This window comes from Sphingomonas sp. CCH21-G11 (assembly GCF_001555965.1).
In the GTDB taxonomy this organism is placed as follows: domain Bacteria; phylum Pseudomonadota; class Alphaproteobacteria; order Sphingomonadales; family Sphingomonadaceae; genus Sphingomonas.
In genome coordinates this window covers 1-14,484 of the sequence record NZ_LSHX01000047.1, presented here as the reverse complement: position 1 = coordinate 14,484, position 14,484 = coordinate 1, and the positions used below count along the sequence as shown (strand labels likewise).

The following is a 14,484-nucleotide window of genomic DNA, read 5'->3' as shown; positions in this document are numbered from 1 at the left end:
CCCCAATATCGGTCGTTCAACGGATTGGCGACGGCCGGCAAAAGCCGTCGTTTGTTCATGAGACTAGGCGGAGGCTGGACCCATAAGGGCGACTGTTCAAACCGCTTTTAGGAAGCCTCCTTGAGCTCGTGGACCGCTGTGAAAACATCGAAATACACTTCGCGAATGAGTTGGGACAGCGTTACGCAGAGCTCGTTCCAGTCTATGTTCGCATGTTCGATGGTATGGTGAATTGGCCGATAGTGGACCAAGCTATTCCTCAGCTTATAAGTCCGCCTCGCCGCTGTCGCCGCCAACACCGCGTCGCCGTCTGGCCGAGCCTCCCCAAGGCAATCGAAGATTTTGTTGAGGGCCGTCTCCGTGCTCCTAGCGAAAAGCCCCGCGAGGCTGTCCTCCTCGCGCGGACGCCACCCGATTTCCTGTTCCAACGCGATTGCGACTTCCTGCCATGGTCCAGTAAAGCGGAGAGCGGTCGCTACCTTCGTTGATGCCGTGAAAGCATAGAGCGCCTCGAGGCACCGATAGAGCGCTAGGAATAGTCCACCCGGGTCGGCATCAAACAACGACCGACATAGGATTTGATAGGGCAGCCCGAGCCCCGACAGATCGGTTAGCGTCACCAGTGACTTAGCTGTAGCCTCCTCGATCCAGGTGTCCATGCTGGGGACCTGCCCGAGACAAATCTCATAATAGGCACGCCACGTTTCCGAGAACTCGATCGGCGAACCCTCGAAGACCTCGATCGGTCCGAACAGGTCAGCGATGACCTTATGGTCGTGACCGTCATACGATTTGTCCTGGTCGAGGTCAGCTAGCTCGATCGCGTCTTTGATTTGGTAGGGTGTCGCAATCGGGCGCGGCTTTCCCTCAGCCAAAAATACCGACACCAATCCAGGGGTAGCCTCTCCCACCTCAAGACCAGCCGGCGGTGCGCTGCATTGAAGACCAAGCGTCGAGAAGAATGTCCGTTTACCGTAGTCTAGGCGCGCTATCATCCGACGCGGCGTGACACGGAACACGTCAGAAATCTGCGCACCAGCCAAGAACGCGCTATCGGTTGTGGCGCCCCTTATCCAGCGGGGGGCCCCAGCGTTGACCACCGGTTCTCCGGCGGCAGCGCACAGACTATCAAGTCCGCTGAAAATAGCCTGTTGTGCACTTTTCATAGTCCGTGACATTAATGCGCCCGCCAGCAGGGCTCCATGTTCGCCACGTCGAAGCCCTCGTCAATTAGCACCTTGAAGGCTTCGAAGAACACGCTGCGCTCGAAGCGGCCGACTTGGCCAGAGCGAACATCAAGCCGCTCCCGAAGCACGCCCAGGGCAAGAAACTCGCCTACCTTCTCCGTAGAGACTACGTTCAATCGGTCGGTCAGATCGCTTGCTTGGCGCGCTACTCTGTCCACTCTCTCAGCCACTTGTTGCTCGGTGCGATCCATCCCCGGCCGCCCCAAGGCATACTGTGCGACGGCAGTCACGAAGCCGATCCGCGCAGGTTGGCTGTCGAAGACGTTCTTACCTCTAGCGTAACGCTCGATGGCTCCGAGGGCAGGATCAAAGCGGGAGAACGCTTTGTCGAGGCCAACCATGATACTTAAGCAAGAGTAGAATTGTGCTTGGAAATCACGTCGCGACAAATTCTCCACGAAATCCAAGCGTGAGAACTCTTCTGAGAGCGCTTCTTTCGTGTCCACGGTCGTCTTCCGTAACGAGAACGCCAAATAAAGTTCAACCAATGTATCGCTGGCGTACTGAGCGGGGCCAACCCGACGACCGGGCTTATCTGGGCCAAAGACACGGTCTAGTTCAGGTACATTCTCACGAATTTCGTCAATCAGCGGAGCATAAACCACCGCCAACTGGCGCGCTAAGCTCCAGGGGACTTGGCCAGTATTTAGGACCAACATTCTATACACCATGGCCCGGACGGATTTTGTTAGCCAAAATTCGACACGCAGGCTTCGGTCGAATACTGCCTCATGACCCTCTAGCGCTTCGATGATAGCGGTCGTCCGTTGCATTCCGTCAATGATCGCGAGCGATGGAACAGCGCCATCGGGTATGATGTCGCGAGGGCCTAGCTCTCCAGACATCGGGAATGAGTTGAAGCGTTGGTTATCGACTACGGCCCCTATCACAACCGGTGGCAGAATAGCGCCGTGACGTATGTCGCTGACCATGCGATCTCGTATTCGCTTGGCCGTCGTCGTCTTAAGAGCGTCTCGCTGACCTTCAATCCCACCGCGGGCACGATAAGCTTCCCGGATAAGTTCGATGTAATCTCGCACGCGCACATCGGTCATTACTGACCAGCATTCCGTGCGGTCGTCCTTCAGCCAATTCAACTCTCTGCTCCAATCGCTACTGCATCCGGACAATATATTGCATTTACGCCCGCCCTACGGAAGCGGTCGTAGCTTGGCATTCCACTCTTTCACGACGACTTCTTGGTTTGTCGTGCGAATAGGATAGTGGCCGTCCGCTTTCGCGGAGCTGTCGACCTGAAGCTTCCTGTCTGGATTCGGCCCACAAGCGGCCGTCAATCATCTACGCTATCTACTTTCGCCAAGTCACACGGCTGTCTTCACGGCCCAGGCCTTCCGCCCGGCGGACACCCAAATCGCCTCAATCAACCATTCAGCTTCTTGATGGCCGCAGCGGGATCGTCGAACACGAAGAGCGTTTCGTGGCCCCATAGCGCGTCGGGGGTGTCGCACCCCTGGTACAGATGCGGCCAGATCTTCAGCAGCTCGTAGACGTTCGCGTCTTCCTTGCACGTTCCGACGACGAGGTTGGGATCGTAGAATTTGACCCGGCCGGTCCACGGGAAATAGGCGCCGATGATGTGGCCGTCGCCCTTGTTGCTGCCGATGCCGTACGCCTTGTACGTGCCGCGCCACGGCGTCATTTCCTTGATGTTCTCTGCAGAACTGATGCCGCGCAGGTCGACGGTCTTGCTGGCGATTTCGTTGAGCTTCGTGCCATTCTCCAGCGGGCCGAACTGGAGTGCGGTCGATCGCTCGCCCACGGTCAGCAACGGTTCCTTCAGACCCGTCCCGACCTTGATCTGGCCGGCAAGGTCCATGAACCAGTAGAGTGCCTGGGCGGCGCAGGTGGCGTGCCGGTTGCCCGGGAACCTCGGACTCTTATAGTCGAGGTCAACGTCCATAAAGCCTTCGATCATGCCCTTGTAGAGCGCGTAGTTCTCAAGCAGTCCCATGACATCCCCCTCGCCCGGACGGCATTTTCGCCAGTCGTGTCGCTAGAATGCCTAACCGTCTTTCGTGTAACCGGCGCGACAATGTGGCGGGGCACGGAGGGCAGCACTCACGCCACCCCCCGGCCCTCCCCCATCAGAACTTCTGCCGCGCGGTCACGCCGAACGTGCGCGGCTGGCCGACGTTGAAGCCCAGGCGGGCGCGGCCGCCGCGTTCGCGGTCGAACGACAAGAGCGGGTTTTCGTCGAACAGGTTGTTGACATAGGCGATCAGCGACAGGCCGCGGCCGAATTCGACGCCGGCCGACAGGTTGAACAGCTGGTAATCGGGCAGTTCGAGGTCGAGCGTCGTCGCCGCCGTCGCCGGCGCGCCGCCGAAGGGCAGGCCGTGGACGAAGGTGCGCGGGTTGTTTTCCTGATCACTGGGCTGGGTATAGCGCGTGCCGACATGCTGGAAGCTGGCGGTGATGAAGCCGTCCGCGTCGCTGCCCAGCGGGTAGGTATAGGTCGCGTTGGCCGACAGCTGGAATTCGGGCACCGAGGGCAGGCGATTGCCCTCACGAATGCCGGTGGTGGTCGCCAGCGGTTCGGGCAGGGTCGAATCGAATTCGGATTCGAGCAACGTGCCGCTGAGCGCGAGGTCGAGGCCGGGAAACGGCGAGGCGGTCAGTTCGACCTCGATCCCCTGGGTGTGGGCTTCGTCGACGTTGAACACGATGCGCGACGAGCATGAGCCGGCGTCGAGCGTCACCTGAAGGTTCGAGATGTCGGTATAGAAGGCGGCGGCGTTGAGCGTTACCCCGCCGAAGCGCGACTTCACGCCGACTTCGTAGTTCCACAGCGTTTCGTCGTCATAATCCTGGAAACCCCCGAACAACGCGGCGTCGCCCGGCGTGCACAGCGGGATGTTGAGCGGATCGTTGACGCCGCCCAGCCGGAAGCCCTTCGACGCCTGGGCATTGATGGTGACATTGTCCGCCGCCTCGAAGCTGGCGAGGAAGCGCGGGGTGAAGCCGTCGGACTTGGTCGTGTCGGTGCGGTTGTCGCCATTGGCGAACAGCCCGCCCGAGACGAAGCTGCGCGTTTCCTCAAAGTCGTAATAGCGCCCGCCCGCGGTCAGCGTCAGCCGGCCGAAATCATAGCTGGCCTCGCCGAACACGGCCTTTTGCTGGATGTCGTAGGGCAGGAAGGCGTTGTAGGGCGAATCCGGGCCGAAGCCGTTGCGCACCGACGCCGACGTGCCCGCGCCCAGCGCCGCATCGGTCGCGGCGTCATAGCCGGGCGTCGGCAGCAGCTGGCGATAGACGCGGTCGATTTCGGTGTAGAAGCCGCCGATCAGCCACTGGAACGGGCCCGAGCCGTTGGATTGCAGGCGCAGCTCCTGGGTAAAGGTCTCAAGCTCGGTCGTGTCGCGCAGGTTGGAGGGCAACAGCACCGCCGCCGCCGGATAGCCGAGATCGACCGACACCGATCCGGTTAGCGCGCTCGCATCGCGCGAGGCGAGAATGTTGCGGTCGATATAGGTGGTGATCGAGGTGAGCGCGACGCCGCCCAGATCGACCCGGCCGGTCAGGTCGGCGATGAAGGTTTCGTCGCGGAACCGCTCGCCCAGCAGCAGATACTGCTCGCGCTCGTCGAAGGCGACGCGCGGGCGGGTGGTGGTGAACTGGTTGCCGAACAGGTTGTACACCTCCTGGCGGTTGAAACCGTCGGCGGTGATTTCCTGGTACAGCACGCGCGGCGTGATCGAGATGGTGTCGGTCGGCTCGAACAGCAACGCGATGCGGCCGCCGATGCGCTCGCCCGAATTGACGTTCTCGTCGCGCGCGCCGCCTTCGCCCAGAGCATCGATGAAGCCGCCATAGCGGGTGTAATAGCCGACCGCGCGGACCGCGAGCGTCGAGGTGAGCGGCAGGTTGACCGCGCCCTTCAGATGCCCGCCGAGATCGTCGCCGTCGACCAGGTTAAGATTGGCCTCGACCGTGCCCTCGACCCGGTCGGTGCGCGGCTTGTTGGTGATGTAGCGGATGGTGCCGCCGACCGAGCCCGAGCCGAACAGCGTGCCCTGCGGACCGCGTAGCGTCTCCACGCGGTTGAGATCGAACAGGTCGAGATCGGGGGTGAACAGCGACAGCGAGATCGCGCTGTCATCGAGATAGACGCCGACCTGTTCCTTGACGCCCGGCTGGTCGCGGACGACCTGGCCGGCGGAGACGCCGCGGATCGCGACCTGGCTCTGGCCCGGCCCGAGATTCTGGATGGTGAGGCCGGCGACATTGCGTGACAGATCCTCAAGCGTGGTCGCGCCGGAACGCTGGATGTCGGCTTCGGTCTGCGCGTTGATCGAGAAGGGCACATCCTGAAGGCTGGTGTCGCGCAGCGTAGCGGTGACGACGATGTCCTCGTCCGGCGCGGGATCAGCCTGGGCATCGCCGCTGGTGGCGGTCTGGGCCAGCGCGGCGGGGGCGATCAGCAATGCAGTGAGCGAGACGCCGAGCGACAGCGCGTGACGGGTTGCCCGATAGTGACGGATCATGTTGGTTCCTCCCGGATTATTATTGTCACCGGAATGTAATCTGATGCCGGAACCCAGCAAGAAGCCGAAAGAGGCACCAGCCATTTGCGCGCGACCTGTTGCTTTTGGGGCACAAGCCGGCATGCGCGATGCGGTTCGTGATCGGCTTGGCCATCGAGCTACGGGCGAATTCTTCGGGGGGGCAAACATCATGGACATCTGGCGCACTGGTTTGCTCAGTGCCTTGGCCTGCGCACTCGCCGTTCCGGGCTCGCCCGCTACCGCCGCAGGCACGCAGGGGCAGTCCGCCGACGCGCCTTCGTCATCGTTCGATCTTGCGGATCGAATGGTGATCGCCGCCGAGATCAATCACGTCGTCAAACGCTATTTCGGGCATTGGGAGGGCCTGCCGCCCGATTATAACTGGGACGCGCAGTTCGCCGCCTATCTCAAGGAAGCACTCGCCGCACCCGATCGCCGCGGCTTCAGCCTGGCGACGATGCGGCTGTTCGCGAGCCTGGAGAACGGCCACAGCTCATTCTATGACGCGGTGCTCGACGCGGCGCCGACCCTGCCGTTCCACGCCCGCCCCGTCGAGGGCAAGTGGGCAGTGACCACCAGCTGGATCCCCGAGCTCTCCCCCGGCGACGTCATCACCGCGATCGACGGGGTGCCGGTTGATCAGTGGCTGACTCCGATCCGCGCGATCGTTGCCCAGTCCGATGCGCGCGCCAAAAACCGTGTCCTGCTGTTGCAGGGCCGGACCCTGTGGCCGCAACGCGTCCGGCTCAGCCTCGCCTCGGGAAAGAGCGTCAACATCGACCGCACTGCAACTCAGGGCGAGCGGCGCCCCGCCAGCAAGCCGTTCGAGGTGGAGACCAAGGTACGTCCTGATGGTGTCGTCGTCATCCGCATTCCGAGCTTCAACGATCCCAAATTCGAAGCCGCCGCCGTGGCCGCGGTGAAGGCCCACAAAGGCGCGCCGCTGATCCTGTTCGACGTGCGCGGCAACGGCGGTGGGAGCACGCCTGGAACGTTGCTCGAAGCGATCATGGATCGCCCCTATGCCGGCACCATCGTCAACACGCCGATGACCATTGCCCAGAACGACGCGCAGGCTTCCTTTTCGTCTGACGCCGCACCCCTGCGGCTGATGGTCCGCTATGGCCCCGACCGCAGCCAGCCCGCCGCTGACGCGATCAAGGGGCCGATGGCGGTCCTGATGGACGGCGGCTGCGGGTCGGCGTGCGAGGATTTCGTGATCCGCTTTCAGTCGGGCCAGCGCGGGCCCCTGGTGGGCGAGGCAAGTTTCGGATCGACCGGGCAGCCCTATTTTGTCCAGTGGCCGCAATGGAACATGTCGATCCGGGTGTCGACCAAGCGCGAATACCTGCCCGATGGCCGCCCGTTTGAAGGCGTGGGCGTGACGCCGGACATCGCCGTGCCGCAGTTGATCGCGGACCTGGGCGCGGCGGGCGACCCGCAGCTCGAACGGGCACTGGCCGCGCTGCGCAGCGCGGCCAGTGCCCGTTCGAGCTGCGGGTCGCCCGCCGCGCCCAGGTCCGCGATCAACTGCGGCACGGCGATGTCCGGCGTCACGCCCACGCCTTCAAACGGGCGGCCATCGGGCAGGTATTCGCGCTTGGTCGACACCCGGATCGACATGTTCCATTGCGGCCACTGGACAAAATAGGGCTGCCCGGTCGATCCGAAACTTGCCTCGCCCACCAGGGGCCCGCGCTGGCCCGACTGAAAGCGGATCACGAAATCCTCGCACGCCGACCCGCAGCCGCCGTCCATCAGGACCGCCATCGGCCCCTTGATCGCGTCAGCGGCGGGCTGGCTGCGGTCGGGGCCATAGCGGACCATCAGCCGCAGGGGTGCGGCGTCAGACGAAAAGGAAGCCTGCGCGTCGTTCTGGGCAATGGTCATCGGCGTGTTGACGATGGTGCCGGCATAGGGGCGATCCATGATCGCTTCGAGCAACGTTCCAGGCGTGCTCCCACCGCCGTTGCCGCGCACGTCGAACAGGATCAGCGGCGCGCCTTTGTGGGCCTTCACCGCGGCCACGGCGGCGGCTTCGAATTTGGGATCGTTGAAGCTCGGAATGCGGATGACGACGACACCATCAGGACGTACCTTGGTCTCCACCTCGAACGGCTTGCTGGCGGGGCGCCGCTCGCCCTGAGTTGCAGTGCGGTCGATGTTGACGCTCTTTCCCGAGGCGAGGCTGAGCCGGACGCGTTGCGGCCACAGGGTCCGGCCCTGCAACAGCAGGACACGGTTTTTGGCGCGCGCATCGGACTGGGCAACGATCGCGCGGATCGGAGTCAGCCACTGATCAACCGGCACCCCGTCGATCGCGGTGATGACGTCGCCGGGGGAGAGCTCGGGGATCCAGCTGGTGGTCACTGCCCACTTGCCCTCGACGGGGCGGGCGTGGAACGGCAGGGTCGGCGCCGCGTCGAGCACCGCGTCATAGAATGAGCTGTGGCCGTTCTCCAGGCTCGCGAACAGCCGCATCGTCGCCAGGCTGAAGCCGCGGCGATCGGGTGCGGCGAGTGCTTCCTTGAGATAGGCGGCGAACTGCGCGTCCCAGTTATAATCGGGCGGCAGGCCCTCCCAATGCCCGAAATAGCGTTTGACGACGTGATTGATCTCGGCGGCGATCACCATTCGATCCGCAAGATCGAACGATGACGAAGGCGCGTCGGCGGACTGCCCCTGCGTGCCTGCGGCGGTAGCGGGCGAGCCCGGAACGGCGAGTGCGCAGGCCAAGGCACTGAGCAAACCAGTGCGCCAGATGTCCATGATGTTTGCCCCCCCGAAGAATTCGCCCGTAGCTCGATGGCCAAGCCGATCACGAACCGCATCGCGCATGCCGGCTTGTGCCCCAAAAGCAACAGGTCGCGCGCAAATGGCTGGTGCCTCTTTCGGCTTCTTGCTGGGTTCCGGCATCAGATTACATTCCGGTGACAATAATAATCCGGGAGGAACCAACATGATCCGTCACTATCGGGCAACCCGTCACGCGCTGTCGCTCGGCGTCTCGCTCACTGCATTGCTGATCGCCCCCGCCGCGCTGGCCCAGACCGCCACCAGCGGCGATGCCCAGGCTGATCCCGCGCCGGACGAGGACATCGTCGTCACCGCTACGCTGCGCGACACCAGCCTTCAGGATGTGCCCTTCTCGATCAACGCGCAGACCGAAGCCGACATCCAGCGTTCCGGCGCGACCACGCTTGAGGATCTGTCACGCAATGTCGCCGGCCTCACCATCCAGAATCTCGGGCCGGGCCAGAGCCAGGTCGCGATCCGCGGCGTCTCCGCCGGCCAGGTCGTCCGCGACCAGCCGGGCGTCAAGGAACAGGTCGGCGTCTATCTCGATGACAGCGCGATCTCGCTGTCGCTGTTCACCCCCGATCTCGACCTGTTCGATCTCAACCGCGTGGAGACGCTACGCGGTCCGCAGGGCACGCTGTTCGGCTCGGGCTCGGTCGGCGGCACCATCCGCTACATCACCAACAAGCCGCGCACCGACCGGGTCGAGGGCACGGTCGAGGCCAATCTTAACCTGGTCGACGGCGACGATCTCGGCGGGCATCTGAAGGGCGCGGTCAACCTGCCGCTCACCTCGACGCTCGCGGTCCGCGCGGTCGGCTATTACACCCGCTATGGCGGCTTCATCGATGCTCTGGGCGAAGGCGGCGCGCGCGACGAGAACGTCAATTCGGGCGAGCGCATCGGCGGCCGCATCGCGTTGCTGTTCGAGCCGACCGACACCATCTCGATCACGCCGCGCGTGCTGTACCAGGAAATCACCGCCGACGGTTTCAACCGCCAGGAGGTGTACAACCTGTTCGGCAACCAGTTCACCACCACCCGCCCGCGCGTCGCCTTCGACGAGCGCGAGCAGTATCTGCTGCTGGGCGAGCGGTTCCGCGACGAAACCTTCATCGCCGACCTGACCGGCCGGGTCGATCTGGGCGGCGTCGCGCTCACCTCGATCACCACCTATATCGACCGCAACATTCTCGCCTCGCGCGATGCGAGCGCGCTAACCGGATCGGTGTCGGTCGATCTCGGCTATCCGGCGGCGGCGGTGCTGTTGCCCTCCAACCTGCGCGACACGACCGAGCTTGAGACCTTTACCCAGGAGCTGCGCCTGCAATCCAACGGCTCGGGCCCGTTCCAGTGGCTGATCGGCGGCTTCTACACCGAAATCGACCGCGTCTATCGCCAGCTGCTGCCGACGCCCGGCTATGACGCCGCGACCGATGCGGCGCTGGGCGCGGGCACGTCGGCGTCGGTGCGCAACGGCTTCGGCCCGGATTCGCCCTACAACGCCTTCCTGCCCTACGACATCCAGCAAAAGGCCGTGTTCGGCGAGGCCAGCTATGATTTCGGCCGGCTGACGCTGACCGCGGGCGGGCGCTATTACGACTTTGAGGAAACGCGCAGCTTCGTCTCGGGCGGGCTGTTCGCCAATGGCGACAACCGCACCGACACGACCAAGTCCGACGGCTTCACCCCGCGCTTCCTCGCCAGCTTCGAGGCGGCGGACAATGTCACCATCAATGCCCAGGCGTCGAAGGGCTTCCGGCTGGGCGGCGTCAACGATCCGCTCAACATCCCGCTGTGCACGCCGGGCGACGCCGCGTTGTTCGGGGGTTTCCAGGATTATGACGACGAAACGCTGTGGAACTACGAAGTCGGCGTGAAGTCGCGCTTCGGCGGGGTAACGCTCAACGCCGCCGCCTTCTATACCGACATCTCGAACCTTCAGGTGACGCTCGACGCCGGCTCATGCTCGTCGCGCATCGTGTTCAACGTCGACGAAGCCCACACCCAGGGGATCGAGGTCGAACTGACCGCCTCGCCGTTTCCCGGCCTCGACCTCGCGCTCAGCGGCACGTTGCTCGAATCCGAATTCGATTCGACCCTGCCCGAACCGCTGGCGACCACCACCGGCATTCGTGAGGGCAATCGCCTGCCCTCGGTGCCCGAATTCCAGCTGTCGGCCAACGCGACCTATACCTACCCGCTGGGCAGCGACGCGGACGGCTTCATCACCGCCAGCTTCCAGCATGTCGGCACGCGCTATACCCAGCCCAGTGATCAGGAAAACAACCCGCGCACCTTCGTCCACGGCCTGCCCTTCGGCGGCGCGCCGGCGACGGCGGCGACGACGCTCGACCTCGAACTGCCCGATTACCAGCTGTTCAACCTGTCGGCCGGCGTCGAATTCGGCCGCGGCCTGTCGCTGATCGCCTATGTCAACAACCTGTTCGACGAAAACCCGCTCTTGTCGTTCGACCGCGAACGCGGCGGCCGCGCCCGCCTGGGCTTCAACGTCGGCCAGCCGCGCACGTTCGGCGTGACCGCGCGGCAGAAGTTCTGATGGGGGAGGGCCGGGGGGTGGCGTGAGTGCTGCCCTCCGTGCCCCGCCACATTGTCGCGCCGGTTACACGAAAGACGGTTAGGCATTCTAGCGACACGACTGGCGAAAATGCCGTCCGGGCGAGGGGGATGTCATGGGACTGCTTGAGAACTACGCGCTCTACAAGGGCATGATCGAAGGCTTTATGGACGTTGACCTCGACTATAAGAGTCCGAGGTTCCCGGGCAACCGGCACGCCACCTGCGCCGCCCAGGCACTCTACTGGTTCATGGACCTTGCCGGCCAGATCAAGGTCGGGACGGGTCTGAAGGAACCGTTGCTGACCGTGGGCGAGCGATCGACCGCACTCCAGTTCGGCCCGCTGGAGAATGGCACGAAGCTCAACGAAATCGCCAGCAAGACCGTCGACCTGCGCGGCATCAGTTCTGCAGAGAACATCAAGGAAATGACGCCGTGGCGCGGCACGTACAAGGCGTACGGCATCGGCAGCAACAAGGGCGACGGCCACATCATCGGCGCCTATTTCCCGTGGACCGGCCGGGTCAAATTCTACGATCCCAACCTCGTCGTCGGAACGTGCAAGGAAGACGCGAACGTCTACGAGCTGCTGAAGATCTGGCCGCATCTGTACCAGGGGTGCGACACCCCCGACGCGCTATGGGGCCACGAAACGCTCTTCGTGTTCGACGATCCCGCTGCGGCCATCAAGAAGCTGAATGGTTGATTGAGGCGATTTGGGTGTCCGCCGGGCGGAAGGCCTGGGCCGTGAAGACAGCCGTGTGACTTGGCGAAAGTAGATAGCGTAGATGATTGACGGCCGCTTGTGGGCCGAATCCAGACAGGAAGCTTCAGGTCGACAGCTCCGCGAAAGCGGACGGCCACTATCCTATTCGCACGACAAACCAAGAAGTCGTCGTGAAAGAGTGGAATGCCAAGCTACGACCGCTTCCGTAGGGCGGGCGTAAATGCAATATATTGTCCGGATGCAGTAGCGATTGGAGCAGAGAGTTGAATTGGCTGAAGGACGACCGCACGGAATGCTGGTCAGTAATGACCGATGTGCGCGTGCGAGATTACATCGAACTTATCCGGGAAGCTTATCGTGCCCGCGGTGGGATTGAAGGTCAGCGAGACGCTCTTAAGACGACGACGGCCAAGCGAATACGAGATCGCATGGTCAGCGACATACGTCACGGCGCTATTCTGCCACCGGTTGTGATAGGGGCCGTAGTCGATAACCAACGCTTCAACTCATTCCCGATGTCTGGAGAGCTAGGCCCTCGCGACATCATACCCGATGGCGCTGTTCCATCGCTCGCGATCATTGACGGAATGCAACGGACGACCGCTATCATCGAAGCGCTAGAGGGTCATGAGGCAGTATTCGACCGAAGCCTGCGTGTCGAATTTTGGCTAACAAAATCCGTCCGGGCCATGGTGTATAGAATGTTGGTCCTAAATACTGGCCAAGTCCCCTGGAGCTTAGCGCGCCAGTTGGCGGTGGTTTATGCTCCGCTGATTGACGAAATTCGTGAGAATGTACCTGAACTAGACCGTGTCTTTGGCCCAGATAAGCCCGGTCGTCGGGTTGGCCCCGCTCAGTACGCCAGCGATACATTGGTTGAACTTTATTTGGCGTTCTCGTTACGGAAGACGACCGTGGACACGAAAGAAGCGCTCTCAGAAGAGTTCTCACGCTTGGATTTCGTGGAGAATTTGTCGCGACGTGATTTCCAAGCACAATTCTACTCTTGCTTAAGTATCATGGTTGGCCTCGACAAAGCGTTCTCCCGCTTTGATCCTGCCCTCGGAGCCATCGAGCGTTACGCTAGAGGTAAGAACGTCTTCGACAGCCAACCTGCGCGGATCGGCTTCGTGACTGCCGTCGCACAGTATGCCTTGGGGCGGCCGGGGATGGATCGCACCGAGCAACAAGTGGCTGAGAGAGTGGACAGAGTAGCGCGCCAAGCAAGCGATCTGACCGACCGATTGAACGTAGTCTCTACGGAGAAGGTAGGCGAGTTTCTTGCCCTGGGCGTGCTTCGGGAGCGGCTTGATGTTCGCTCTGGCCAAGTCGGCCGCTTCGAGCGCAGCGTGTTCTTCGAAGCCTTCAAGGTGCTAATTGACGAGGGCTTCGACGTGGCGAACATGGAGCCCTGCTGGCGGGCGCATTAATGTCACGGACTATGAAAAGTGCACAACAGGCTATTTTCAGCGGACTTGATAGTCTGTGCGCTGCCGCCGGAGAACCGGTGGTCAACGCTGGGGCCCCCCGCTGGATAAGGGGCGCCACAACCGATAGCGCGTTCTTGGCTGGTGCGCAGATTTCTGACGTGTTCCGTGTCACGCCGCGTCGGATGATAGCGCGCCTAGACTACGGTAAACGGACATTCTTCTCGACGCTTGGTCTTCAATGCAGCGCACCGCCGGCTGGTCTTGAGGTGGGAGAGGCTACCCCTGGATTGGTGTCGGTATTTTTGGCTGAGGGAAAGCCGCGCCCGATTGCGACACCCTACCAAATCAAAGACGCGATCGAGCTAGCTGACCTCGACCAGGACAAATCGTATGACGGTCACGACCATAAGGTCATCGCTGACCTGTTCGGACCGATCGAGGTCTTCGAGGGTTCGCCGATCGAGTTCTCGGAAACGTGGCGTGCCTATTATGAGATTTGTCTCGGGCAGGTCCCCAGCATGGACACCTGGATCGAGGAGGCTACAGCTAAGTCACTGGTGACGCTAACCGATCTGTCGGGGCTCGGGCTGCCCTATCAAATCCTATGTCGGTCGTTGTTTGATGCCGACCCGGGTGGACTATTCCTAGCGCTCTATCGGTGCCTCGAGGCGCTCTATGCTTTCACGGCATCAACGAAGGTAGCGACCGCTCTCCGCTTTACTGGACCATGGCAGGAAGTCGCAATCGCGTTGGAACAGGAAATCGGGTGGCGTCCGCGCGAGGAGGACAGCCTCGCGGGGCTTTTCGCTAGGAGCACGGAGACGGCCCTCAACAAAATCTTCGATTGCCTTGGGGAGGCTCGGCCAGACGGCGACGCGGTGTTGGCGGCGACAGCGGCGAGGCGGACTTATAAGCTGAGGAATAGCTTGGTCCACTATCGGCCAATTCACCATACCATCGAACATGCGAACATAGACTGGAACGAGCTCTGCGTAACGCTGTCCCAACTCATTCGCGAAGTGTATTTCGATGTTTTCACAGCGGTCCACGAGCTCAAGGAGGCTTCCTAAAAGCGGTTTGAACAGTCGCCCTTATGGGTCCAGCCTCCGCCTAGTCTCATGAACAAACGACGGCTTTTGCCGGCCGTCGCCAATCCGTTGAACGACCGATATTGGGG

General features: G+C 62.3%; 9 protein-coding genes and 1 pseudogene. 5 read left to right on the top strand and 5 right to left on the bottom strand.

The window, feature by feature from the left end:
• Nucleotides 1–107: 107 nt before the first annotated feature.
• From AX676_RS12625 to AX676_RS12610, 4 genes are all read right to left on the bottom strand, one after another.
• The gene (locus tag AX676_RS12625; protein ID WP_156437781.1) at nucleotides 108–1,166 is read right to left on the bottom strand and encodes a hypothetical protein; all 1,059 of its coding nucleotides are present in this window, start codon (nucleotides 1,164–1,166) and stop codon (nucleotides 108–110) included.
• A gap of 11 nt (nucleotides 1,167–1,177) precedes the next feature.
• Nucleotides 1,178–2,344, bottom strand: a complete 1,167-nt coding sequence (locus tag AX676_RS18130; protein ID WP_197417087.1) for a hypothetical protein — start codon at nucleotides 2,342–2,344, stop codon at nucleotides 1,178–1,180.
• A gap of 284 nt (nucleotides 2,345–2,628) precedes the next feature.
• The gene (locus tag AX676_RS12615) at nucleotides 2,629–3,219 is read right to left on the bottom strand and encodes a hypothetical protein (protein ID WP_066481012.1); all 591 of its coding nucleotides are present in this window, start codon (nucleotides 3,217–3,219) and stop codon (nucleotides 2,629–2,631) included.
• A gap of 133 nt (nucleotides 3,220–3,352) precedes the next feature.
• Complete coding sequence (locus tag AX676_RS12610) at nucleotides 3,353–5,752, bottom strand: TonB-dependent receptor (RefSeq protein ID WP_066481014.1); 2,400 nt, start codon at nucleotides 5,750–5,752, stop codon at nucleotides 3,353–3,355.
• Here AX676_RS12610 and AX676_RS18560 point away from each other — a divergent pair.
• A pseudogene (locus AX676_RS18560) lies at nucleotides 5,751–7,115 on the top strand (S41 family peptidase); the annotation flags it as partial. The gene AX676_RS12610 and the pseudogene AX676_RS18560 sit on opposite strands and share 2 nt — an antisense overlap.
• On the opposite strand, the gene AX676_RS18555 reads toward AX676_RS18560, so the two are convergent.
• A complete protein-coding gene (locus AX676_RS18555) occupies nucleotides 7,061–8,254 on the bottom strand; it encodes a S41 family peptidase (RefSeq protein WP_231728693.1) in 1,194 nt (397 codons plus the stop codon). The pseudogene AX676_RS18560 and the gene AX676_RS18555 sit on opposite strands and share 55 nt — an antisense overlap.
• A gap of 478 nt (nucleotides 8,255–8,732) precedes the next feature.
• Here AX676_RS18555 and AX676_RS12590 point away from each other — a divergent pair, with 478 nt between their 5' ends.
• The 4 genes from AX676_RS12590 (at nucleotide 8,733) to AX676_RS12570 (ending at nucleotide 14,377) form a co-directional block, all read left to right on the top strand.
• Entirely contained in the window at nucleotides 8,733–11,132 is a 2,400-nt protein-coding gene (locus AX676_RS12590) for a TonB-dependent receptor (RefSeq protein WP_066481014.1), read from the top strand.
• Between the two features lie 133 nt (nucleotides 11,133–11,265).
• Entirely contained in the window at nucleotides 11,266–11,856 is a 591-nt protein-coding gene (locus AX676_RS12585; RefSeq protein ID WP_066481012.1) for a hypothetical protein, read from the top strand.
• A gap of 284 nt (nucleotides 11,857–12,140) precedes the next feature.
• Complete coding sequence (locus AX676_RS18125) at nucleotides 12,141–13,307, top strand: hypothetical protein (RefSeq protein ID WP_197417087.1); 1,167 nt, start codon at nucleotides 12,141–12,143, stop codon at nucleotides 13,305–13,307.
• An 11-nt stretch (nucleotides 13,308–13,318) separates the two neighbouring features.
• Complete coding sequence (locus AX676_RS12570) at nucleotides 13,319–14,377, top strand: hypothetical protein (protein WP_156437781.1); 1,059 nt, start codon at nucleotides 13,319–13,321, stop codon at nucleotides 14,375–14,377.
• Nucleotides 14,378–14,484: the final 107 nt, after the last annotated feature.

Bases quoted from the DNA above. Each gene is read 5' to 3' on its own strand.
- AX676_RS18555 (WP_231728693.1), bottom strand. From the start codon at position 8,254: ATGCGGCTGTTCGCGAGCCTGGAGAACGGCCACAGCTCATTCTATGAC.
- AX676_RS12625 (WP_156437781.1), bottom strand. From the start codon at position 1,166: ATGAAAAGTGCACAACAGGCTATTTTCAGCGGACTTGATAGTCTGTGC.
- AX676_RS12610 (WP_066481014.1), bottom strand. From the start codon at position 5,752: ATGATCCGTCACTATCGGGCAACCCGTCACGCGCTGTCGCTCGGCGTC.
- AX676_RS12615 (WP_066481012.1), bottom strand. From the start codon at position 3,219: ATGGGACTGCTTGAGAACTACGCGCTCTACAAGGGCATGATCGAAGGC.
- AX676_RS12570 (WP_156437781.1), top strand. From the start codon at position 13,319: ATGAAAAGTGCACAACAGGCTATTTTCAGCGGACTTGATAGTCTGTGC.
- AX676_RS12585 (WP_066481012.1), top strand. From the start codon at position 11,266: ATGGGACTGCTTGAGAACTACGCGCTCTACAAGGGCATGATCGAAGGC.
- AX676_RS12590 (WP_066481014.1), top strand. From the start codon at position 8,733: ATGATCCGTCACTATCGGGCAACCCGTCACGCGCTGTCGCTCGGCGTC.